Source organism: Streptomyces cavernae, assembly GCF_004023625.1.
Taxonomy (GTDB): Bacteria; Actinomycetota; Actinomycetes; order Streptomycetales; family Streptomycetaceae; genus Streptomyces; species Streptomyces cavernae.
Map to the genome: position 1 here is coordinate 24,135 of NZ_RPDJ01000046.1, position 22,604 is coordinate 46,738.

A 22,604-nucleotide genomic window follows, 5' to 3' on the forward strand; every position below is an offset into this window, starting at 1 on the left:
GCCTACCGAAAAAACCGACGGACCGTCACGAAAGGTCGACGACAGTTCGCAACCAGGCCATCCACCTTTCGACGGAATTGAGTATTCCATATAACAAGGATCACCCAAAGGGGTGTCAGAATTGGCCAACATGGCAGTAGCGTGACGTTCGCAGACCTTTGTTGAGCAAGGTTCTGTCGGTGTCAGGACCAATCGGTCGCTATTCACGGGGGACTCAACAGTGATCGGCTTCAAGAAATCCATGATAATTTCGCTCGCGGTCGGCGGGATGCTCCTTGGCGGAGCGGCACCCTCCGGTGCGGCGGAAGTAGACGTGGAGCCCCAGCACGTCATCACCTGCGAGTGGGACAGCGGAGTGGGCACACCCTGGTCCGTCGACGCGGACACGGTGAAGGGCTTTGTACGGGTGAAGTGCTCGGACTCACTCGACAACGCGAACACACAGGCTCAGATCCAGTATCTCTACGGCTACGAGTGGAGGGACAAGGGCGTGGAGAACGTCAGCTACAGCACCGCGAAGACGATCCACGTCAACGACAGCACCACCAAGGTTGAAGGCCGCTGGCTGTACCGCACCAAGGGTCAGCATTATGGGCAGCACGGCAACATCTGGGCGCTGCCCACGTACTACTCGCCGTCGCGCTACCTCACGAGGAGTTGACAGCCGATGCGGGACCTGACCCCTGACGCGCGCACCCTCTTCTTCCTGTCCCAGGAAGTCACACGGTCCAGGAACGGTCGCGTCTGCACACCCCGGGATGTGGTCTTTGCCTACGTCCTGCTCAAGGTCGCCACACCCGAGCTGGCATCCGGCAACCTCGCCGCACAGGCCAGCACCTCACCGGACATGGTGCAGATGGGGCCTGAAATCACGGCTGTCATCGCACTGGAGACACCCGAGCCGGTACAAATGGCGGAACTCCTGGATGTCGCCGCGGAAGGGAATCCGGATCTCGCGGATTATCTCGACCTTCCATGAACGCGGCGAAGTTCACCGCAGGGCTGTTGCTCATCTTGTGCGCCGCCTGCGCAGCCCCGCAGGAACCGTCTCTGGAAGAAGCGCTGGAGGAAGCCGGCTGGAAGAAGGAAGCTACCCTCAGCGGCGCGGAATCAGAGATATCCTCCGTGTCACCACCGTGCGAACAACTCTTCCGGCTTCTGGACCGCAGCAATGACAAAGACTCCGTCTCCGGTTTCCGTAACGAAAAGCGCGATTCTTATCTTCTGATCCGGGATTTCCCGGCGGGCCGGAATCTACCTGGTGCGGTTCTTGACGCCGCCGCGGCATGTCCTCGCATGGAGATGGGTTATGACTCCACCGTACTGGTCTACACCATCAAAGTCGTAGGTGAGTGGCAGAACGAAACCCGTCTGCTGCTCTCGGTTCGCGAGGGCGTCGGCGAAAAGATCAACGAGATGCTCGTCTCCGCATCCACCGGCCAAGGCGAGAATCGCCTGATCCGGGTGATGAACCCGACCGGGATCACAGGACCCGAAGAAGATGCCGCGGACCTTGCCGCGCTCCGCTAGTGCCCCAATAGGCAACCCGCCCATAATTCGCGATCATTGATGCGGGACGATCACGGCCGCGACGCCGGCGGGCTCGCCGCCCTGGCCAGCCGACCAGCCAGGCATTCCGGCCCACGCCACGACCCCTACCAACCGGACACCGAGTTCGTCGGGGTCACCTGTCGGCCGGCGGCCAGGCGTCGCCCCAGTCGGTGTCGCGGGCGGACCTGTAGAGGTCGCCGTGACGCTTGGTCACCGTTTCGCGGTGCAGGTCGGCGGCGCAGAGGTCCAGCAGGACCTGTCCCTTGCGGATCTGGGGGCGGCGGACCACCCGTGACGGGGCCGGCGCGACCGGGAAGCGAGTGGCGGCGACGTAACTGAACTTCTCGTCCTCGTAAGGGAGTTGGCCGCCTTTGACCTGGCGGTGCAGCGAGGTGCGGCTGACCCGTGCCGAGAAGTGGCACCAGTCCTGGCCCGGGACGACGGGGCATGCGGCGCTGTGCGGGCACGGCGCCGCGATATGGAACCCGGCTGCGACCAGCCGGTCGCGGGCCTCCAGGACCCGGAGGTAGCCGTCGGGGGTGCCGGGCTCTACGACCACGACGGCCTGCGCGGCGCCCGCGGCGATGTCCACGACACTGGCGCGGTCGGCCTCGGTCAGCTCGCCTAGGACGTACGACACCGTGACGAGATCGGTGCTCTCGACGGTGAGCGATGCTCCGATACGAGAGCGGCGCCACTCGGCGTCCTTCAGGTCCGGGTGCGCCGCCGCGATCTCCCGGCCCAGTGCGAGCGCGGGCTCGGCCCAGTCGAGCACCGTGACGGGCCGCTCGCCGCCCCAGGTGGCGGCGACCGCCCAGGTCGCGGCGCCCGTGCCGCCGCCGATGTCGACATGACCGCCCGGCCTCCACCCGGGTGCGGCGTCCGCGAACGCGTCCAGCGCCGAGCACACCGCCTCGAAGGTGGCGGGCATCCGGTAGGCGGCGTAGGCGACGACGTCCGAACGGTCGCGCAGTACGGGGGCGCCGGTCGGGGTCCGCCCCCGGTAGTTGGCGATGAGCCGCTCCACGGCCTGCGCGGCCTGCCGGGGCGGCAGGCCGTCGAGCAGCCCGGCGAGGGCACTGCGCAGGGTCTCGGGCACGGCGGAGGGAACGGTCACCCGGTGATTGTACGGAGGTCGACGGCACCGCCCGTGTCCGCCGGGAGGCGGACCGGGGCCTCCCGGCGCGGGCGGCGGAGCCACTGCCGGCGGCGCGTGCGGGGCCCGTCGGCTCGCAATCCGTCAGCCACCGGGTCACGTGCTCGGGGATTGGTGGGGGCTGGTGCGGGTGACCGGCTACTCCGGCCTGCCTACTCCCCGGCCTGCGGCACGTCCCAGCGGGCGAGATCTCGCAGCCAGGCCTCCGCCGTACTGTCGGAGGGTGCGCGCCAGTCCCCGCGAGGCGAAAGGGAACCACCGGCCAGGACCTTCGGCCCGTTGGGCATGGCTGAGCGCTTGAACTGCGCGAACCCGAAGAAGCGGCGGCAGAAGCTCTCCAGCCAGTGCCGGATCTCCGGCAGGTCGTACGCCGTCCGCTCGGCTTCGGGGAACCCCGGCGGCCATGCGCCGGCGTCCCGGTCGTGCCACGCGTGCCAGGCCAGAAAGGCGATCTTCGACGGCCGGAAGCCGTGGCGCAGTATGTGGTAGAGGGTGAAGTCGTGGAGCGCGTACGGTCCGATCTTGGACTCGGTGGACTGCAGTTCCTCCCCCGGCACGAGTTCCGGACTGATCTCCGTGTCGAGGATCGCGGCCAGGGTGTCGTTGGTCTCCTCGTCGAATTGGCCACTGCTGATGACCCAGCGGATCAGGTGCTGGATGAGCGTCTTCGGCACGCCGGAGTTGACGTTGTAGTGGCTCATCTGGTCGCCGACGCCGTAGGTGCACCAGCCGAGCGCCAGTTCGGAGAGGTCACCGGTGCCGAGCACGATGCCCCCGCGCTGGTTGGCCAGCCGGAACAGGTAGTCCGTACGCAGTCCGGCCTGCACGTTCTCGAAGGTCACGTCGTACACCGGCTCTCCGGACGAGAACGGGTGACCCATCTCCTTGAGCATGAGCCGGGCGGTCGGCGTGATGTCCAGTTCGGCTGCGGTGACACCGAGCGAACGCATCAGCTTGTGCGCGTTGCTCTTGGTGTGCTCACCGGTTGCGAAACCGGGCAGCGTGAAGGCCAGGATGTCGCTGCGGGGGCGGCCGGCGCGGTCCATGGCCCGGGCGGCGACGATCAGCGCCTGCGTGGAGTCCAGGCCACCCGACACTCCGATGACGACCTTCGGGCCGCCGATCGCCGCCAGTCGCTGCTGCAGACCCGCGACCTGGATGTTGTAGGCCTCGTAACAGTCCTGGGCCAGGCGGGAGGGGTCGGCCGGCACGAATGGGAACCGCTCGATGCGGCGGCGCAGTCCGAGGTCGGTCGCGGGCGGGTCGAGCCGGAACGACACGTGCCGGAAGCCGCTGGTACGCGCGGCGTGGGTACGGCGGTTGTCGTCGAACGTGCCCGCCCGTCGGCGGGCCTGTTGCAACAGGTCGAGGTCGATGTCGGCCACGGCGTACTGATCGTCCTGCGGGAACCGGTCGGTCTCGGCCAGCAGGACACCGTCCTCGTAGATCATGGTCTGGCCGTCCCAGGACAGGTCGGTCGTCGACTCGCCCAGTCCGGCCGCCGCGTAGACGTAGGCGGCGAGGCAGCGCGCGGACGCCGAGCGGCACAGCAGCCGCCGGTCCTCGGCCCGCCCCACCGTGATCGGGCTGCCCGAGAGGTTGACGAGCACGGTCGCTCCGGCCAGCGCCGCCTCCGCGCTCGGTGGCACCGGCACCCACATGTCCTCGCAGATCTCCGTGTGCAGCACCAGGCCGGGCACGTCCTCGGCCGCGAAGAGCAGGTCGGTGCCGAACGGCACGTCCGCGCCGCCGATGCGGATCGTCCCGCCTCGCTCGTCGTCGCCCGCGGCGATCTGCCGCTTCTCGTAGAACTCGCGATAGTTCGGCAGGTAGGACTTGGGCGCGACGCCGAGGATCCGGCCGCGGTGCACGGTCACCGCGCAGTTGTAGATCCGGTGGCGATGGCGCAGCGGGGCGCCGACGACGAGCGCCGTCAGCAGGTCCGCCGACCCGGCCACCACGGTCTGGAGCGCCGCCTCGACCTCGTCGAGCACCGCATCCTGCAGCAGTAGGTCCTCGATCGAGTATCCGGACAGGCAGAGCTCGGGGAACACGGCGACGGCGACCCCCTCCTGCGCGCATCGGCGCCCTTGCCTCAGGACCGCCTCGGCGTTGGCGGACGGCTCGGCGATGGCCGCATGGCCGGTGCACGCGGCGATGCGCGCGAAGCCGTGCTGATAGATCGACCTGAAGTTCACGACGCGAAGTGCCCTTTCCCGGCAAGCTGTTTCACGATGGGGTGCGTCCCGGCACCCCGCGGCATCAGTCGGCGCGGACCGGCCTATCGAAGAAGGTCTCCAGCACGACCGTCGCCTGTGTCCCGCTCACACCCTCGATCGCGTAGAGCCGCCGCAGGACGTCCTGCAACTGCTCCGTGGTGTCCGTGCGCACCTTCACGAGGACGGCGGCGGTTCCTGCGATGATATGGGCTTCCTGAATCTCGGGGATGGCGGCGAAGGACTCGGCCCTGTCCCCCATCCAGGCCGACGAGTCGAAGCGACCCTCGCTGTACTCACTCGTCATGTCCGTGACGGGCCTGCCACGGGTGCTGTGACGGCCGCACGGGCATCGGATGCTCGCGCCTGCGGCCGTACGGCATCGGATGCTCGCGCCCGCGGCCGCGAACCCCTCCGACGGCAGGCGGGCAGGGGGACGGATCGCTAGGCCGGATCAGCCGGCCGGCGCACCGCCCGCACCGCTCTGGCCAGCCGTGTCCCCGCCGCCGCCCGCGGCGCGTTGTCCGGTGGTCGGCGCCGCGGATGGACGGTGTTCGCGAGCAGCACGAGGAAGGTGTCCGTCGCCGGGTCCAGGACCAGGGAGGTGCCGGTGAAGCCGGTGTGGCCCGCCGCCCCGCGGCCGGACAGGGCGCCCATGAACCAGGGCTGGTCGAGGGCGAAGCCGAGGCCCGGCGGGGTGAGCATCAGCTCGACGAAGTCGGGGCCGAGGATACGGGCGGGCCCGTAGGAGCCGCCGGCGAGCAGTGCGCGGCAGAAGACCGCGAGGTCACGGCCGGTGGAGAAGAGCCCGGCGTGACCGGCGACCCCGCCGAGCGCCCACGCGTTCTCGTCGTGGACCACACCCCGCAGCATCCCCCGGTCCGCCCTGGCCCACGGCCGCCGCTGGTCCTCGGTGGCGGCGGCGTCCGGGCAGGGCCCGAACCGGGTGGACATCATGCCCAGCGGCCGGGTGATGCCCTCCCGGATCAGCGCGTCCAGCCGCCGCCCGGTGAGGCGTTCCAGCAGGTGCTGGAGCAGCAGCATGTTGAGGTCCGAGTAGCGGAAGACGCCCGGCGGCCCGGTCGGGGCCTCCGCGCGGAGCATCTCCAGCCGTGCGTCCGGGGTCGGGCGGTCGTACAGCGGGAGGTCCGGGCGCAGCCCGGAGGTGTGGGTGAGCAACTGCCGTACGGTGACGCCGTGTTCGGCGGCGGCCCGGAAGTCCGGCAGATACGCCCCGACGCGGGCGTCGATGCCGAGCGTGCCGCGCTCCAGTTGCTGCACCGCGGCCACCGTGGTGAACAGTTTGGTGAGCGAGGCCAGGTCGAACGGCGTGTGCAGCCGTACCGGGACGCGGGAGGACCCGCGCGGTTCGGCGCCGGCGTCGGTGTCGGGGTCGTAGGCCGAGTAGCGGACCGCCCAGCCGGCGGCCTCCTCCACGGCGACGACCGGGCCGCGTCCGGCGACCACCACACAGCCCGCCGCCCAGGGGCGGGGTCCGCGGGTGAGGTCGCGTACTTCGCGGACGAGGTGCCCCAGTTCGGCAGGGTCCAGCCCGGCTCGTTCCGGGGTGTCGGTGCGCAGTCTCGGCGCGCTCAGCTCCCTGCTCCCTCCACGACGCTCTCCATCCGCTTCCCGGCCCTGCTCCGCCCGGGACGGCACAGTGCCATGAAGCAGACCGCGGCCACCACCGCGGACGCCAGTTGGACGACGGCCATCGGGACGGCGGTGTCCTCGCCCGCGACGCCGACGAGCGGGGAGGCGATCGCCCCGACGAGGAAGGAGGAGGTGCCGAGCAGCGCGGAGGCGGAACCGGCGGCGTGCCGGGTGCGCATCAGCGCGAGGGCCTGGGTGTTGGGCAGTGCCAGGCCCATCGCGGACATCAGCACGAACAGCGCTGCGGCGACCGGGGGCAGGCCCACCTCGCCGAAGGCGCCGGTGGCCATCAGCAGCAGCGCGGTCGCGGCGAGGAGTACCAGCAGCAGGCCGACGGCCAGCACCGTGTCGAGGCTGACCCGGCCGACCAGCACCTTGCCGTTGAGCTGGCCGCAGGCCACCAGACCGATCGAGTTCAGGCCGAAGAGCAGGCTGTACGTCTGCGGGGAGGCGCCGTAGATCTCCTGGATGACGAACGGGGACGCCGCGATGTACGCGAACAGCGCGGCGAACGCGAAGCCGCCCGCGAGCATGTAGCCGGTGAAGACGCGGTCGGCGAGGAGCGTCCGCATCGCGCGCAGGGCCTGCGTCACGCCGCCGCCGTGCCGGTCGGCCGCCGCCAGGGTCTCGGGGAGTTTCACCCAGACGAGGGCGGTCAGGGCCATGCCGACGGCGGTGAGCACGGCGAAGACGCCGCGCCAGTCGGTGACGCGCAGGATCTGGCCGCCGATCAGCGGGGCCACGATGGGGGCGACCCCGCCGATCAGCATGAGCGTGGAGAAGAACCGGGCCATGGCCACACCGTCGTAGAGGTCGCGGACCACGGCCCGGGCGATCACGATCCCGGCGGCTCCCGCGAGGCCCTGCACCAGCCGGAAGGCGACGAGCAGTTCCACGTTGGGTGCGAGGGTGCACAGCGCGGTGGCAACCACGTAGACGAGCAGTCCGGCCAGCAGCGGCCTCCGGCGCCCCCACCGGTCGCTCATCGGCCCGACGATCAGCTGCCCGAGCGCCATGCCCGCGAGGCACGCGGTCAGGGTGAGCTGGACCGTCGCGGCGGACGCGCCGAGCGCGTCGGTGACCGCCGGGAGGGCGGGCAGGTACATGTCCATGGACAGCGGGGGAACCGCGGTGAGCCCGGCGAGGACGAAGGTGACGAGGAGGCCGGTGCGGGTGACGCCCTTCGGGTCCAGGTCGTTCTCCGTGCGCGCCGAGCCGCGCACGGGCGAACCGCCCTGCTTCCGCGGCGCCTGCACTGGTTCCGTTCTCGCGTCCGCCGCCGGCCGGGCGGCCGCGGTGTTCGGTATGTCCCCCTCCGACGGCCCGTCCGGGCCCTGGCTGTCCCGCGCGGTGTGGCCACGCTCGGGCATGCGCCCCTCCCTTTTGTTTGAATCCGGCACCTATGCTCTCAGCTCGTGCGGGGTGGTCGTCATCCCGTACCGGAATGCGCTGGGTGCACTGGATGGTGGCGGGACCACCGGGGAGGGGTTCGGGTTGGCCGACAAGGTGCGTTGGGGTGTGCTGGCCACCGGGGGGATCGCCGCCGCGTTCACGGCGGATCTCGTGGACATGCCGGACGCGGAGGTGGTGGCGGTCGCCTCGCGGACCGAGGCGTCGGCGAAGGCGTTCGCCGAGCGGTTCGGGATTCCGAGGGCGTACGGGGAGTGGGGCGCGCTCGCCGAGGACGAGGACGTCGACGTGGTGTACGTGGCCACGCCGCACTCGGCGCACCGGGCCGCCGCCGGGCTCTGTCTCGAGGCGGGGCGCGCGGTGCTGTGCGAGAAGGCGTTCACGCTGAACGCGCGGGAGGCCGAGGAACTGGTCGCGATCGCCCGCTCCCGGGGCCGCTTCCTGATGGAGGCCATGTGGATGTACTGCAATCCGCTGGTGCGCCGGCTGAAGGCGCTGGTCGAGGACGGTGCCGTCGGTGAAGTGCGCACGGTACAGGCGGACTTCGGGCTGGCGGGGCCCTTCCCGCCCTCGCACCGGCTGCGCGACCCGGCACAGGGCGGCGGTGCGCTGCTGGATCTCGGTGTCTATCCGGTGTCGTTCGCGCATCTGCTGCTCGGGGAGCCTTCGGACGTGACGGCGAGAGCGGTGCTCTCCGAAGAGGGCGTCGATCTTCAGACGGGGGCACTGCTCTCCTGGGAGAGCGGCGCTCTCGCCTCGGTGCACTGCTCCCTCCATGGCGGCACTCCCGTCTCCGCCTCGGTCACCGGCTCGCAGGGCCGCATCGACATCCCGGGCGGCTTCTTCTTCCCGGACCACTTCGTGCTGCACCGCGACGGCCGCGACCCGGAGGAGTTCCGGGCCGAGCCGTCGGCCGGGCCGCGCACCAGCCTCAAGCACGAGGCCGCGGAGGTGATGCGCGCGTTCAGGGCGGGCGAGACGGAGTCGCCGCTGGTACCGCTGGACGGTTCCCTCGCCGTGATGCGGACGCTCGACGCGATACGGGACCGCATCGGCGTCCGCTATCCCGGGGAGTCCGATCCGGCGGGCGAGGCCGGCCGGGCGGACCTCACGCCGGTTTGAGCCCCTGGTCCCCCACCTGTGTCACGAAGGACGCGGCCGTCGTGATCGGCGCCCCGGGCGTCGTCACGGCGGACACCGTCCTGAAGTCGGCGCGGGCCGCCTCGCGGCCGAGCGCCACCGTCACATAGCCGCGGCGGCCGTTGTAGAACTTCAGGTGCGGGTTGGCCCTGGTGTAGGTGTCCCAGTTGGCGGGCCGGTCGGCGCCGTCCCGGCCGCTGGAGATGGAGGTCGCGACGATCTCCGTGCCGAGCGTCCTCGACGACGGGTCGTCGAAGTCGTCCTTGATGTCGAAGGCGTAGCCGACGTGCACGTCCCCGGTCAGCACCATCAGGTTGTCGATCCCGGCGGACTTGGCGCCCTCGAGGACCCGCTGCCGGGACGCCCGGTAGCCGTCCCAGGCGTCCATGGACACCTTCGCGACCGGGTTGAGGTCCAGTTTCCGCTGGGAGAAGGTGACCTGCTGCGGCACCACGTTCCACAGCGCGTCCGAGCGTCGCCAGCCGTCGATGAGCCAGCGCTCCTGGGTGGCTCCGGTCATGGTGCGCGCCGGGTCGTCCGACTCCGGGCCGGGCACGTGGGCCACGTCGCCGTACGCCTGGTTGGAGCGGTACTGGCGCGTGTCGAGGATGTCGAACTGGGCGAGCCGGCCCCAGCGCAGCCGGCGGTAGAGCTGCATGTCGGGCCCGGCGGGCCGCTGCGGGCGGCGCAGCGGCTGGTTCTCCCAGTACGCGCGGTACGCGGCGGCGCGACGCAGCAGGAACTCCTCCGGCGGGTCGTCGTTCTCGGAGGTGTCGTCGGCGTAGTTGTTCTCGGTCTCGTGGTCGTCCCAGGTGACGACGAAGGGGTGCGCGGCGTGTGCGGCCCTGAGGTCTGGGTCGGACTTGTAGAGGGCGTACCGCAGCCGGTAGTCCTCCAGTGTCACGGTCTCCCGGTTGAAGAGGTCCGGCAGTACCCGGTCGGTGTAGTTGCGCTGTCCGCCCACGGAGTTGACGGCGTACTCGTAGAGGTAGTCGCCGAGGTGGAAGACCACGTCGACGTCCGCCTCGGCGAGGTGGCCGTAGGCGGTGAAGTACCCGTCGTGGTACGCCTGGCAGGAGACGGCGGCGAAGTTCAGGGCCGAGGTCCGGGCGTGTGCGGCGGGCGCGGTGCGGGTGCGGCCGGTCTCGCTGATCCAGGGGCCGGTCCTGAACCGGAAGTAGTACACGCGGCCGGGTTCTAAGCCGTCCGCCTCGACGTGCACGGAGTGGTCGAACTCGGGGTGCGCGATGGCCGTACCGCGTCTGAGGACCTGCCGGAAGCGCTCGTCGCGGGCCAGCTCCCAGCGTACGGTGACGCGTTCGGCGGGCAGTCCGCCGCCGGGTTCGTACGGGGACGGCGCCAGCCGGGTCCACAGCAGGACGGAGGTGGGTCCCGGGTCGCCCGAGGCGACGCCCAGGGTGAACGGGTTTTCGGAGAGACGGGCCGCGTCCAGTTCGGCGGCACTGGCCACTCCCGCGGTCGGCAGGTTGGTGGCGAAGGCGAGCGCGGCGGCGGCGCCGGTGACGGTCAGGAAGCCGCGGCGCCCGAGGTGACGGGCGGCGGCACGGAGCTCTGGGGCGTGCGATGCCTGCGGAGTACGATGGGCTGCGGGTGTCAACGTGCCCTCCCCTGAAGGTTGTTGTATGAGGCATTGGAGTGGCCGGGGCCAACGGCCACCTGTCGCGTACACAACAACCTGATGACGGTCGGGTGAGTTCCACATGGCCCGCCCTTCCCTGACGTCGCGCCGTCCCCCGGTGTCGCGCCCCCGCACGCGGCGCGACCCCATACGCTGCGGCCCCATGAAGCAGACGCAGACGAAGATCGCGGTGATCACGGGAGCCGGCTCCGGCATCGGCCGGGCGGTGACCGTGGAGCTCGCCCGCTCGGGCTGGTCGGTGGCACTCGCGGGACGCCGGACCGAGGCACTTCAGGAGACGGCGCGACTGGCCCTCGGCGAGGCGGCTGCGCCGGACGACCCGGACGCCGCCGCCGAAGTGCTCACCGTCCGTACCGACGTCTCACAACCCGAGGACGTCGCCGCCCTGTTCGCGGCCGCCCGGGACCGCTTCGGGCGGGTCGACCTGCTCTTCAACAACGCGGGCACGTTCGGCCCCGGCGGGGTCCCGCTCGAGGAGCTGCCGTACGAGGCCTGGCGCCACGTGGTGGACACCAACCTCAACGGCGCGTTCCTGTGCGCCCAGGCGGCCTTCCGGCAGATGAAGGAACAGGACCCGCAGGGCGGGCGGATCATCAACAACGGCTCCATCTCCGCCCACGCGCCCCGGCCCCGGTCGATCGCCTACACCGCGACCAAGCACGCGCTGACGGGCCTGACCAAGTCGGTCTCGCTGGACGGCCGCCCGTACTCGATCGCCTGCGGCCAGATCGACATCGGCAACGCGGCGACCGACATGACCGCGCGGATGAGCACGGGAACACTCCAGGCGAACGGCGAACTGGCGGTCGAGCCCGTGATGGACGTCGCCGATGTGGCGCGCACGGTACGGCACATGGCGGAGCTGCCACTGGAGGCGAACATGCAGTTCGCGACGGTACTGGCGACCACTATGCCCTTCATCGGACGGGGCTAGGGGCCTTCCGCCGGGCCCGACGGACCCCATGAGCCGACCGCCGCCTCAACTTCCACAAACGGAATATGAACCTCCATGCCGTTCGGGCCGTTGTCGGGCTTATGCTCAGGTCCTCTCCACGAGAGCTTCACACTTGGAGCACAGCGCTTCCGCGGACCACACCGACGGGGGGAAGAGGGCAGCCGTTCCCATGGCAAGGGTGGGGGGACCCGCGCGGAAGCGCGGGACTTACCCGAGGCCGGGAACGGCTGCCCCGGACTCCGGCGAATGCGGCGGGCCCCGGCCCGCGCGGATCCACCGTCCAACCGTGGGTGCGCGAGGCCGGGCCCGCCGTTCTTCTCGGGATCCCCTCCGCATCTTCTCCCGTACCGAACTCAACCGCCCTTCCCTGACATTGAGCTGTCTCGTCCGGGCAGACCGTCCCGGGACGGCTTCGGGTCAAGGTCCCGGGACGGCTTCGGCTCACCGCCCCGGTACGGCGCCTGCTCACCGTCCCGGCACCGCGTCGGCTCACCGTCCCAGGACGGTGTCGACCTCCGTCAACTGCTCGGCGGTGAGGGGGCCTCGTTCCAGCGCGCCGGCGTTCTCCTCGGCCTGCTCGACCGAGCGGAATCCGGGAATCGGCACGGTGCGCGGGCTGCGCGCCCACAGCCAGGCCAGGGCTCCCTGGGTGAGGGTGCGACCTCCACTGGTGAGGATCTCGCGCAGCGCCTCGACCCGGCCGAGCCACTCCGCGTCCGCTCCCCCTCCCTCGCTGAACCCCGGCAGCCAGGCGGGCGGAGCGCTGCGGATGTCACCGGACTCCAGCACACGCCCGGGCATGTGCTTCCCGGTGAGCAGACCCATCGCCAGCGGGCTGCGGTTGACGCTCGCGAGGTTCAACTCCTCGCACAGAGCGACGAGTTCCGAAGCGTCCTGCAGTACGTTGAGGCGGTGCTGAACGGCCGTGCAGTGCGGGCCCCGCGCGAAGACGGCGGCGCGGTCCGGGTCGTCGGTGCTCCAGGCGTACGCCCGGATGAGCCCTTCGCTGACGAACTCCTCGCAGAGGTCGCGGAGTTCGGCGGCGCGCTCCGGGTCGGCGTCGGAGAGGTGCAGCTGATAGAGGTCGATGTGGTCGGTACCGAGGCGCCGCAGGGACGCGGTCAGCGCGCGGCGCGCGTACGCCGGGGTGTCGTCGCCGCCGGTGCGGGTGCGTGTCTCCTCGTCGAAGATGTTCCCCCACTTGGTCGCGACGACCACCTCGGACCGGCGCCGGCCGAGCGCGCGTCCGAGGACGTGTTCGCTGTGCCCGGCGCCGTAGGTGTCGGCCGTGTCGAAGAAGGTCACGCCGAGGTCGAGCGCGCGCCGGACGGCCCGCACGGACTCCTCGTCGTCGACCTTGCCCCAGCCCAGCGGTTGCCCGGCCGCGTCCCACCACTCGCCGCCGATCGCCCAGCAGCCGAAGCCGAGTGCGCTGACCTCGATACCGGATCGGCCGAGTGTCCTGGTGTGCCCTTTGGTCTCCATGCCTGCGCACGCTAGGAGCTGGAGCCCACTCCAACGCAAGAGCCCCGGTGCATCGGACCGCACCGGGAGGCCCCACCCGGAGCCCGGCGGGAGCGCGCGCCGGGGGTGTGAGGGGCGGTGTGAGGGGCGGGACGGTGGGTACCCGGGCCTTCTTCGCGTGCGAGGAGGGATGACCGTGAGCAAGAAGGCCAACGGTTACGACCGAACAGACCTGGGACTCCTGTTCCTCCGACTGGGCGCGGGCGGGGTACTGGCCGCCCACGGCGCGCAGAAACTCTTCGGCTGGTTCGGCGGACACGGGGTCGAGGGCACCGGCGCCTTCATGGAGTCGGTGGGATACGCGCCAGGGAAGGCGAGCGCGGTCGCGTCGGGCGTCGCGGAGACCGGCGGCGGGACGCTGCTGGCCCTGGGGCTCGCCACCCCGGCGGCCGGAGCCGCGGCCGCGGGCGCGATGACCGGCGCGGCGGCGGTGCACGTGCCGCAGGGCTTCTTCAACCAGAGCGGCGGCTTCGAGTACGCGGGCTTCCTGGGCCTGACCGCCGCGGGCCTCGCCGTGACGGGCCCCGGCCGGCTCTCCCTGGACCACGCGCTCGGCCACACGGTGAACCGCGGCTGGATGATCCCGGCGGCCTTCGCCGGCGCCGCGACGGCCACGCTCGCGGTGATCGGGACACGCGCCAAACGGCTGCGCAAGACCGACGAGCCATCGTTGGAGGAGGCCGCCCAGGCGGCTACGCCGACGGCAGAGGGCTCCTGACGCCGAGGGGCCCTGGCCATGAGCGAAGGGCCTGGCCCATGGTCGAGGGGTTTGGCCCATAGCCGAAGGCCCTCGCCAATACCCCCGGCCAGGGGGGTGCATCGCCTGCCCCCTGGCCCTGGCCTAGCCCGGCCCGGCCTGGCCTGGCCTGGCCTGGCCTGCGGTCGGGCGTACGGGCCTGTGTGTCCCGCGGCGCATGGCAAGCTCTGCTCAATGACCGACGACGGCTCCCTCTGGGACACCATCGACCAGCTGACGACCTGGCTCGACGAGCACAACTCCCCCTCACCACCACCTGCCTGTGGCCACCCCCTCAGCATCACGTCGTCGACACCGAATCGCCCTGACGGCGAATCGGCCCCCTGCCCCACTCCTCTAGAGCGGGCATTCACCCCGGCCCTGAACGACCGGGCACCCTGCCCGAAAGCAAGGTCGAAGCCGCGGACCATCCCCAGCGGGACAACCTCCTGGAGCACCTCGGGAAAATCTCCCAGGTTACGGACGAGGATCTCGCCGAGACACTGACCCGCCGGCGCCGCCACTACGACGAGATCCTCGACGAGTTGAGCGGGGAGTGAAACGAAGTGGGCAACCATGTGTGCGACCGCCACAACGTTCGTGGCAGCCCTGCCATCATGTGTCCGTGATCAGCGTGGATTCGTCAGGCGGGCCCGATCAGTTGCTCCGTGGCCAGCTGTTGCGATTGCTCAGCGGCATCGATCCCTGGGATGCCCAGGAGCAGGAACACCTTGACGCAACTGCGGAGTGGATCGGCGGCGGAGCGCCTCTGTACCGGACGCAGAAGCCCGCGACCCCGGCGAAGCATCTGGTCAGCTACTTTGTCGTGCTCGACGAGACCCGGGAGGAGCTCCTGCTCGTCGCCCACCGCAAGGCCGGCTTGTGGCTTCCCAGCGGTGGCCACGTCGAGCCGTTGGAGGCCCCGTGGGACACGGTCCGGCGTGAATGCCGTGAAGAGCTGCGCATCGAAGCCGTACCCGCCTCGATCACGGGCGACCGTCCGCTCTTCCTGACCGTCACACGGACTCGCGGCCCGGGACAGCACACTGACGTGTCCTTGTGGTACGTCCTACGGGCAGACGCGGGCCAGGTGACTTCCTTCGACGAAGCCGAGTTCGACGCGATCAAGTGGCTTTCCCTGGACCAGGTCCTCGCCGAGCCGGAAGACACCCTGGACCCCCACATGCACCGATTCACGCGCAAGTTGAAAAGCCTGCCGGCCTCGCACCAAGCGCACCTCGCGCGGGTCTCGGAACGGTCGCTCTGAGATGGCCGACAACGCGTTCTGGATCGCCTCACTCACCGCCGGCACCGCCGTCCTGGCCAGCTGGGTCACCAGCCGGGGCACGGCACGCGCCGCACGGATCCAGGCGGACACCACGGCGAGCGCCGGACGGGTGGAACGCCAGCGGGAGACACGGCGGAAGGCCTACGCGGACCTCATCGAGCAGGCGCAGCGCATGGGCGACCTGTACTGGAAGGTGTCCGATCTACGCGATGTGACCGGGCACGAGGCCGAGTTGAAGGAGCTGCGGATACGGCTGCGGGACGAGTACGGCAGACTGCGGCACTGCGTGTGGATCGTCTCCCTGGAGGGCCCACCCGCCACGGCGGACGCGGCAAACACTGTCAGACGCTCAACCTCCCCGTTGTACAAGGCACTTGGCGACATGATCAACGGCGACCCGACGGCTACCGACCGATTCGACGCCTCGTACGGACCGTTCTGGCAGACGCTCAAGGAGTTCATCGCCCGGGCGCGGGAGACCCTCGAGACGATGTGACTTCTGGCGCCCCGCCCTTTCGTGGTCCGTCACGGATCGTCGCCGCTGGTGACCGCCAGGGGTGTTGCCGTCGGGTCAGATCTGGTTCTCGCCGCCGTCGACGTACAGGTTGGCTCCGAGGATGAACCTGCTCTGCTCGGAAGCGAGGAAAGCCACCGCGTCGGCGACCTCCTCCGGGCGCCCGATCCGGCCCAGTGGGACACCGGCGGCGAACTGTGACTTGGTGACAGGGGCGTCTCCCGCCACCGCGGCGTCGAGTCCAGGAGTGTCAATGGTGCCCGGGGAGATCGCGTTGACCCGGATGCCGCGGCCCTTGAGCTCGTTGGCCCAGGTCCGGGTGAAGGACCTTAACGCCGCCTTGGACGCCGCATACGTGCCGAACGCCGCCACACCGTCATCGGCGCGCACCGAGGAGTTCAGGATCACCGAGGCGCCGTCGTTGAGCAGCGGCAGCGCCTTCTGCACCGTGAACAACGTGCCCCGGACATTGACGCCGAAGGTCTCGTCGAAGTGCTCCTCGGTGACCTCTTCCAGGGTCGCGAACGACGCGCTGGCGGCGTTGGCGAACAACACGTCCAGGCCACGGCCCCGGGCGCGGACCGTGTCGTAGAGGCGATCCAGGTCGGCCAGGTCGGAGATATCACCCACCACCGCGGTGGCCCCTGCCGAGCCTATGGTCTCGACGGCCTCGTCCAGCACGGCCTTGCGCCGGCCGGTGATGAACACGTGAGCGCCCTCGACTGCCAGCCGGACTGCGGTGGCCAGGCCGATCCCGGTGCCGCCGCCGGTGACGACGGCGGTCTTGCCATCAAGCTGTCCCATGCGAATGACCTCCGCAAAAATTCAGTACCGATCGATACCGAAAAGGACCGTAGCACATCTGCACCGACCGGTACGGAAGAGGTATGATCGCTCGCATGGAGACGCGGCAGAAGGGACCGATCGGCCGGCCGAGGGGCTTCGACGCCGACGAGGCCCTTGAACAAGCCATGCGGGTCTTTTGGGAACAGGGCTACGAAGGCGCCAGCCTCACCGATCTGACCAACGCCATGGGCATCACCCGCACCAGCATGTACGCGGCCTTCGGCAACAAGGAGGACCTGTTCAGGAAGGCCTTGGAGCGCTACACCGAAGGCCCCGCCTCGTACGGGGCCCGGGCCCTGCGAGAACCGACCGCCCGGCAGGTGGCCACCGCGTTCCTCAACGGCTCGGTCAGAACCACCACCCGCCCCGGCTGCCCCACCGGGTGCCTCGGCGTCCAGGGATCCCTCGCCGCCGGCGACCCGGGAAGCCACGCCCGCGACGCCCTGATCGCCTGGCGCAACGAGCACACCTCCCTCCTCCGCGACCGGTTCCGGCGAGCCGTCGACGAAGGCGACCTGCCCCCCGACACCGATCCCGAACTACTCGCCCGCTACCTCATGACCGTGGCAAACGGCATCGCCGTGCAAGCCGCCAGCGGCGCCACCCGCGACGACCTCCAGCGGGTGGCCGACATGGCCCTGCGAAGCTGGCCACCTGCCTGACGACCCGTAGCCGCGAGTACGGACAATCAAGCGAGCGCCATAGGCAAGCACGATTGGGTGGCGCTCGCCATGCGCGCCACCCAACGGCTACGGCACCACGACGGCCTGGGGTCTTCGCACTTCGGCGGCCGGCCACCTCTGGGCCCTTTGGGGATGGCTGATGGGGCGGCGCGCCCGCGAGCAGCTTCCATCAGGCCGCCGGCTGGTCCTGCCGCGGGCTTGATACCGACGGGCAGTCAAATGCTCTCGGCCAACGAAACCGACGAACGACGCACCGTACACGTCGGTCTCCCCCGGCTCCCTGATCCTCCGCGGCACCACGGCCCCACCGGCCAAGGCATAAGGGGTCCTTTCACTATGAGCGTCCGATCAGGTCGCGTGGTCTGGTGCCGTGCATCGCAAGGCGCGGAAGGTCCTCGTAGCGGAGCTACTAGGACCTTTTGGCAACGCGGCGATGGGGGTGCCCCCTGCTCGAGCGCAGCCGAGAGCTTGGGGGAGCGGTGCCAGACCACGCGACCCGGGCGGGCATAGTGAAAGGACCCCTAAGGGCTTGCCGGGAAATAACTTGCGTGCTCCAGGTCTTGACACCGCAGCTCAGGAGCGATGCTTGCCGACGAATTATTTATCGGCGAGCCCTAAGCCCCCGCAGCTCCACCCGACCGAGGGGCTGTGGGCCACGCCCCTCACAACACCCAGCGGCAACCGACACCGCAGGGCGGACCCGAACCCCCACGACCCGCAGCCGCGAACCGCCGGAAGGGGACGTGCCGGACTCTCCGCGTCACAGGGGCTGCGGACCCCCGACCGGCTTCGCGCACCCCACGACCCGCAGCCGCGAACCGCCGGAAGGGGACGTGCCGGACTCTCCGCCCGCAGCGGCTGGCGCTCGGGTCACTCGTACTCCTCCGTGCAACACGAAACGCTCCCCCCAAGCTCTCGACTTCTCCCCCACTCTCGGCTGCGCTCGAGCGAGGGGACCCCCATGAGCAGGGGGGGCACCCCCATGACCGAGGACGGAGAGTCCGGCGCGGCCCCGACCCACGAACCAGCAGGCGCAACGGCGCAACGGCGCAACAGCCACTGTCCACCGCCCACCGCCCACCGCCCACCGCCCAAGCCGGTGTCACTCCCTCCCCGTGTCGTACGGAACGCGGGCGGGGCCCTCACGCTCCGTGAACGCCTCGGCTTCGCCCAGCCGTGCCCGCTGATACAGAACTGAGCGGCTGCCGTGCGGCGCTCGATACACGGGTGAGACCCGCCGGTGGACCGCCGGGTCCAGGATCTGGTCGACGGGACGGCCGGGCGCTGTTCCTCCGTACAAACCCGCCGGCGCTCTGGTCCGGGGGAAAGAAATGGGGAGTGACTCATGCTCAAGTCGATCAGCCCAAGGGCGGCCGCCGTCCTGACGACAGGGGTCGCGGTGACCGCGATCGTGATGGCCGCCTTACCTGCGCAGGGCATCGTGGGTGGCACCGAGTCAACACGGGCCTACTCGTTCATGGGTTCGTTCCAGCCGTCCTATCCCGCGCCGCCGCGCTCGGACGGACACGGCTGTGGGGTGGAGGTCCTTGCACCGCAATGGGTACTGACCGCCAGCCACTGTGCCGGCAGGAACCCGACCGATGCGAAGGTGGGTGTCCCGCGTGGCTGGAAGGTCCGGGTCGGGTCACTGGACACAACCTCCGGAGGCGAGGTCGCCGAGGTCGACCACTACTACCGGCTGGCGACCAGTCGCGATGAGGGAGGGTTCTGGGGCCGCGACCTCGCGTTGATGCACCTGCGGACCCCGGTCCGGGCCAAGCCGGTGCGGATCGCCTCGACCACGCCGGCGGACGACACGCCCGTCCGCATCATGGGCTGGGGCATGACCTGCGACGACAGCACCGATCCGGCGTGTTTCCCCACGCGGCTGAGGGAGGCCGACACCGTGGTGCAGCCGCTCTCGACGTGTCCGTCGGCCGGGCCCGTCGGAGAGTTGTGCGTCGGTAGCGCCGACGGCAAGGTCGCCGCGTCGAACATGGACTCCGGTGGGCCTGCGCTGGTCCGCGAGCGCAACCAGTGGGCCGTGGCCGGTGTGGTCAGCGGCCCCGATGAAAGCGGCAAGACGCTGTACACCGATGTCACCAGGCACGCCGACTGGATCAACGGCATCATCTCGGGCGCCAACGTGCCCCCCGACGACCAGATTCCGAACGTGGAAGGCGCGGCGGACCTGGGTAACTGCGTGGGCTCAGTGGTCCGCCCCCCGGCTTCCCGGCCGCAGGACCCGGCGCTGCTGCTGACCAACGGTCACTGCGTACAGGAACAGCGGCCCGCGCCCGGAACCGCGCTGGTGGACCGGCCGGCCGACCGCGAGGTGCCGATCGCCGACCGTCAGGGCTACCCCCAGACCACCGCCCGTGCGAAACGGCTGGTGTACGCGACGATGACCGGCACCGACATCGCTCTCTACCGCCTGGACAAGACCTACGCGCAGTTGAAGGCCGAGGGCGCGAAAGTCTTCCAACTCACCTCCACCCCCGTGCGCGCAGGCGGCCCGCTGACCATGGCCTACGCCGGCGGCCGCCTTGACTGCACCGCCGAGGCCGTGGTCACGAACCTGCGGGAGGGCGGCTACCAGCAGGACGACTCGATCCGGTACGCCACCAGCGAGGACTGCGCCCCCTGGCACGGCACCTCCGGTTCGGCCCTGCTGGCCCCCGACCTCACCACGGTCGTAGGGATCCACAACACCCACAACGAAGCCGGCGAGCAGTGCACCGACAACAACCCCTGCGAGGTGGGCCCGGACGGAGCCGTGACCTCCGTACAGGGCCGTAGCTACGGCCAGCAGGTTTACCAGATCGCGGCCTGCCTGACCGAGGGGTCCGAGCTGGACCTGTCCCACCCGGGCTGCACCCTCACTGGTGCCGCGCCCCGTCCCGGCCACCGCGACGGCCCGCCCCAGTGACCAGGACCGGCGCAGCGGCCTCCGGACCCACGCATCCTGATCCGATCACATTCACTCAGAACCCAGGCCCGGTGGGCGCGGTGAAGGCAGAATTCGGCAGGGAGGGATTCCCCGTCGCATGATGGGCCTTCAGCACCTACGTCCGATGGGGATAGATGTCGGTTCCAGCGGCCGGGGGAGACGCCCTGGCGCCCGTGGCGATCCTGCTCGTCGAGGACGACGAGGTGATCCGCAGGTCGGTCGCGATGGCGCTGGAGCGCTACGGCTACCGGGTCACCTCCGCCGGTGACGGACTGACCGGTCTCGAACTGTTCAGGGAGGGCGGGCACGACCTGCTGTTGCTGGACGTCATGCTGCCCGAGCTCGACGGCATCGGGCTGTGCCGCCGGATCCGGGAGAGCAGCACGACTCCGATCCTGATGATGTCGGCCCGCGGGGACACACTGGATGTCGTGTCCGGCCTGGAGGCGGGCGCCGACGACTATGTCGTCAAGCCGGTCGACACCCCGGTGCTGGTGGCCCGGATCCGATCGCTGCTGCGCCGCGCCACGTTCGCACCGACCGTGGCACCGGCTCATCCCGCCGGCACGGAGGCGGGCGGATCCCGAGTCCGCCCGCCGGACCGGTCAGCCCGGCTCGATCAGAACGACCCGCCCCATCAACGCACCCGGCTCGTCTTCGGAGACCTGGCCATCGACACGGCCGGCCTTGAGGTGTTCCTGTCCGGTGAGCCGGTCGCGCTGGCCCCCACCGAACTTCGGCTGCTGCTGGAGTTCGTCGCGCGCCCCGGCATCGTCCTGGACCGGCAGACCCTGCTGCGCAACGTGTGGGACTACGGCTGGGACGGCGACAGTCGTGTGGTCGACCTGTGCGTGCAGCGTTTGCGCAAGAAGATAGGCGCCGAGCGCATCGAGACGGTCCGAGGCTTCGGCTACAAGCTGAGGCGCTGAATGGAAGCCGGACGGACCCTGCTCAACTGGCGCTCGCTGCGCTGGAAGATCGCCCTGCTGGTGGCCGCGGCGTGCTGCGGAATTGCGCTGACGGTCGGGCTGCTGGTGCACCACAGCACGTACGAGCGGTCCATGAACGACGGTGCGGCCAAGGCATATTCCGCCTTGGACACCGCCCTCTCGGCACAGAGCGGCAGCGGGACCGACGGCCTGACCCGGACTTCCGGGGAGATGCCGACGGACCTGGTACGGATGGTCCGGGAACACGGGATTGCCGCAATGTACGACGAGAGCGACGAGTACCAGCCGCGGATGTGGGCCGGCAAGCGGATGCCGGACGGACGCCTTGCGGCGATCTCGGTCGACATGACTCCCGATCAGCTCAGCCGCCGCGCCCTGGACCGGCACATGTGGAAATACTCACTGGCCGCGCTTGCCGTCATCATCCCCCTGTCCGCCCTCGCCGCCGAACTCCCCAACCGGCGCCTGCGGCGGGTGGCGCGCACCGCACGGCGCATAGCCTCGGGCGACCTGGCCGCCAGAACCGAGGTGGGCGGCCGGGCGGGCGACGAGATCACCGAGATCTCGGCCACCGTCGACTCGATGGCCGACAGTCTGCAGGACCGGCTGCGCAGTGAGCAGCGTTTCACCGCCGATGTCGCGCACGAACTGCGCACCCCACTGATGGGCCTGGTCACCTCCGCCGAACTCCTCCCCGAGAGCGAGGCCACCGATCTCGTCAGGGACCGGGTCCGGGTACTGCGCACCCTCGTCGAGGACCTGTTGGAGATTTCCCGGCTCGACGCCGGCGTGGAACGCGCCGACCTGCGGCCCGTCGCACTCCCCGACGTGGTCCGGGACTCGCTGTCCCGTACCGGCCTCAAGGCACGGTTCGCGGTCGGCGCCGCGCCGGCCGTGGTGGAGACAGACCCCCGCCGACTCGACCGGATCCTCGCCAACCTGATCGTCAACGCCCACCGCCACGGCGCCGGGCCGGTCGAGGTCACCGTCGAGGACACGACCGTCGCCGTCCGCGACCACGGCTCCGGCTTTCCCGACAGCCTCCTCGCTGAAGGGCCGCAGCGCTTTCGCACCGGAGCCGCCGAGCGCGGCCGCGGGCACGGCCTCGGGCTGACAGTCGCCTCGGGCCAGGCCCAGGTTATCGGCGCGTCGCTGCTCTTCTCGAACGCCGCCGATGGCGGAGCCATCGCCACGCTCCGGCTGCCGAAGGCGGGCTGACACCACAGAACTGAACTGTGTCGCCACCCGGGCATTCACCGGACCCCCGCCCGGGGCGCGCACCCCCACGACCCGCAGCCGCGAACCGTCCCGGCAGTGACCGTGCTCCCAACGCGGCACTCCGCCCCATGGCTCACCCCGCGGCGAACCTGTT

19 protein-coding genes and 1 pseudogene are annotated in these 22,604 nt (G+C 70.3%); 12 read left to right on the forward strand and 8 right to left on the reverse strand.

Features of this window, described 5'->3' with window-relative positions; genetic code table 11:
- Positions 1–241: 241 nt before the first annotated feature.
- From EF387_RS39590 to EF387_RS39600, 3 genes are read left to right on the forward strand one after another with little or no spacing between them, the layout of a single operon-like run.
- Positions 242–661: a hypothetical protein gene (locus EF387_RS39590; RefSeq protein WP_128381460.1), complete on the forward strand. Its 420-nt coding sequence runs from the start codon at positions 242–244 to the stop codon at positions 659–661.
- A gap of 6 nt (positions 662–667) precedes the next feature.
- Positions 668–979 (forward strand): hypothetical protein, encoded by a 312-nt coding sequence (locus EF387_RS39595; RefSeq protein WP_128381461.1) that lies wholly within the window; start codon positions 668–670, stop codon positions 977–979.
- The gene (locus EF387_RS39600) at positions 976–1,530 is read left to right on the forward strand and encodes a hypothetical protein (protein ID WP_128381462.1); all 555 of its coding nucleotides are present in this window, start codon (positions 976–978) and stop codon (positions 1,528–1,530) included. The genes EF387_RS39595 and EF387_RS39600 overlap by 4 nt, the downstream gene beginning before the upstream one ends.
- Positions 1,531–1,684: 154 nt before the next feature.
- On the opposite strand, the gene EF387_RS39605 is transcribed toward EF387_RS39600, so the two are convergent.
- The 5 genes and pseudogenes from EF387_RS39605 to EF387_RS39630 form a co-directional block, all read right to left on the reverse strand.
- On the reverse strand, positions 1,685–2,668 hold the full coding sequence (locus EF387_RS39605) for a small ribosomal subunit Rsm22 family protein (RefSeq protein ID WP_128381463.1): 984 nt from the start codon (positions 2,666–2,668) through the stop codon (positions 1,685–1,687).
- A gap of 191 nt (positions 2,669–2,859) precedes the next feature.
- Positions 2,860–4,905, reverse strand: coding sequence for an NAD(+) synthase (locus tag EF387_RS39615; protein ID WP_128381464.1), 2,046 nt, complete (start codon positions 4,903–4,905; stop codon positions 2,860–2,862).
- A 64-nt stretch (positions 4,906–4,969) separates the two neighbouring features.
- Positions 4,970–5,200 (reverse strand): annotated as a pseudogene (locus EF387_RS39620) (Lrp/AsnC ligand binding domain-containing protein); the annotation flags it as partial.
- 167 nt (positions 5,201–5,367) lie between these two features.
- Positions 5,368–6,582 carry a serine hydrolase domain-containing protein gene (locus EF387_RS39625; RefSeq protein ID WP_128381465.1) on the reverse strand — a complete coding sequence of 405 codons (1,215 nt, stop codon included), beginning with the start codon at positions 6,580–6,582 and terminating at the stop codon, positions 5,368–5,370.
- Positions 6,516–7,946 carry a multidrug effflux MFS transporter gene (locus EF387_RS39630; protein WP_238431953.1) on the reverse strand — a complete coding sequence of 477 codons (1,431 nt, stop codon included), beginning with the start codon at positions 7,944–7,946 and terminating at the stop codon, positions 6,516–6,518. Before EF387_RS39630 ends, EF387_RS39625 begins: the two co-directional genes overlap by 67 nt.
- 124 nt (positions 7,947–8,070) lie before the next feature.
- Here EF387_RS39630 and EF387_RS39635 point away from each other — a divergent pair, with 124 nt between their 5' ends.
- A complete protein-coding gene (locus EF387_RS39635) occupies positions 8,071–9,108 on the forward strand; it encodes a Gfo/Idh/MocA family protein (protein ID WP_238431954.1) in 1,038 nt (345 codons plus the stop codon).
- Here EF387_RS39635 and EF387_RS39640 read toward each other — a convergent pair.
- Complete coding sequence (locus EF387_RS39640; protein WP_238431955.1) at positions 9,095–10,744, reverse strand: alkaline phosphatase D family protein; 1,650 nt, start codon at positions 10,742–10,744, stop codon at positions 9,095–9,097. The genes EF387_RS39635 and EF387_RS39640 overlap by 14 nt on opposite strands.
- Positions 10,745–10,928: 184 nt before the next feature.
- Between EF387_RS39640 and EF387_RS39645 the strand changes: the two genes are divergently transcribed.
- On the forward strand, positions 10,929–11,720 hold the full coding sequence (locus tag EF387_RS39645; protein WP_128381468.1) for an SDR family oxidoreductase: 792 nt from the start codon (positions 10,929–10,931) through the stop codon (positions 11,718–11,720).
- A gap of 510 nt (positions 11,721–12,230) precedes the next feature.
- Here the strand turns inward: EF387_RS39645 and EF387_RS39650 are convergent.
- Positions 12,231–13,226, reverse strand: coding sequence for an aldo/keto reductase (locus EF387_RS39650; RefSeq protein ID WP_128381469.1), 996 nt, complete (start codon positions 13,224–13,226; stop codon positions 12,231–12,233).
- A gap of 175 nt (positions 13,227–13,401) precedes the next feature.
- Here EF387_RS39650 and EF387_RS39655 point away from each other — a divergent pair, with 175 nt between their 5' ends.
- The 3 genes from EF387_RS39655 to EF387_RS39665 all read left to right on the forward strand — a co-directional run bounded on the left by EF387_RS39655 (position 13,402) and on the right by EF387_RS39665 (position 15,785).
- Entirely contained in the window at positions 13,402–13,983 is a 582-nt protein-coding gene (locus EF387_RS39655; protein WP_420802677.1) for a DoxX family protein, read from the forward strand.
- 643 nt (positions 13,984–14,626) lie between these two features.
- Complete coding sequence (locus EF387_RS39660; protein ID WP_162467291.1) at positions 14,627–15,268, forward strand: NUDIX hydrolase; 642 nt, start codon at positions 14,627–14,629, stop codon at positions 15,266–15,268.
- Between the two features lies 1 nt (position 15,269).
- On the forward strand, positions 15,270–15,785 hold the full coding sequence (locus EF387_RS39665) for a hypothetical protein (RefSeq protein WP_128381471.1): 516 nt from the start codon (positions 15,270–15,272) through the stop codon (positions 15,783–15,785).
- Positions 15,786–15,860: 75 nt separating this feature from the next.
- Here the strand turns inward: EF387_RS39665 and EF387_RS39670 are convergent, their stop codons facing one another.
- On the reverse strand, positions 15,861–16,607 hold the full coding sequence (locus EF387_RS39670; RefSeq protein WP_128381472.1) for an SDR family NAD(P)-dependent oxidoreductase: 747 nt from the start codon (positions 16,605–16,607) through the stop codon (positions 15,861–15,863).
- A 95-nt stretch (positions 16,608–16,702) separates the two neighbouring features.
- Between EF387_RS39670 and EF387_RS39675 the strand changes: the two genes are divergently transcribed.
- From EF387_RS39675 to EF387_RS39695, 4 genes are all read left to right on the forward strand, one after another.
- Positions 16,703–17,311 carry a TetR/AcrR family transcriptional regulator gene (locus EF387_RS39675; protein ID WP_128381473.1) on the forward strand — a complete coding sequence of 203 codons (609 nt, stop codon included), beginning with the start codon at positions 16,703–16,705 and terminating at the stop codon, positions 17,309–17,311.
- Positions 17,312–18,677: 1,366 nt separating this feature from the next.
- Positions 18,678–20,261 carry a trypsin-like serine protease gene (locus tag EF387_RS39685; RefSeq protein ID WP_128381475.1) on the forward strand — a complete coding sequence of 528 codons (1,584 nt, stop codon included), beginning with the start codon at positions 18,678–18,680 and terminating at the stop codon, positions 20,259–20,261.
- A 155-nt stretch (positions 20,262–20,416) separates the two neighbouring features.
- Positions 20,417–21,211, forward strand: a complete 795-nt coding sequence (locus EF387_RS39690; protein ID WP_128381476.1) for a response regulator transcription factor — start codon at positions 20,417–20,419, stop codon at positions 21,209–21,211.
- Positions 21,212–22,450, forward strand: coding sequence for a sensor histidine kinase (locus EF387_RS39695; RefSeq protein WP_128381477.1), 1,239 nt, complete (start codon positions 21,212–21,214; stop codon positions 22,448–22,450).
- Positions 22,451–22,604 lie beyond the last annotated feature (154 nt).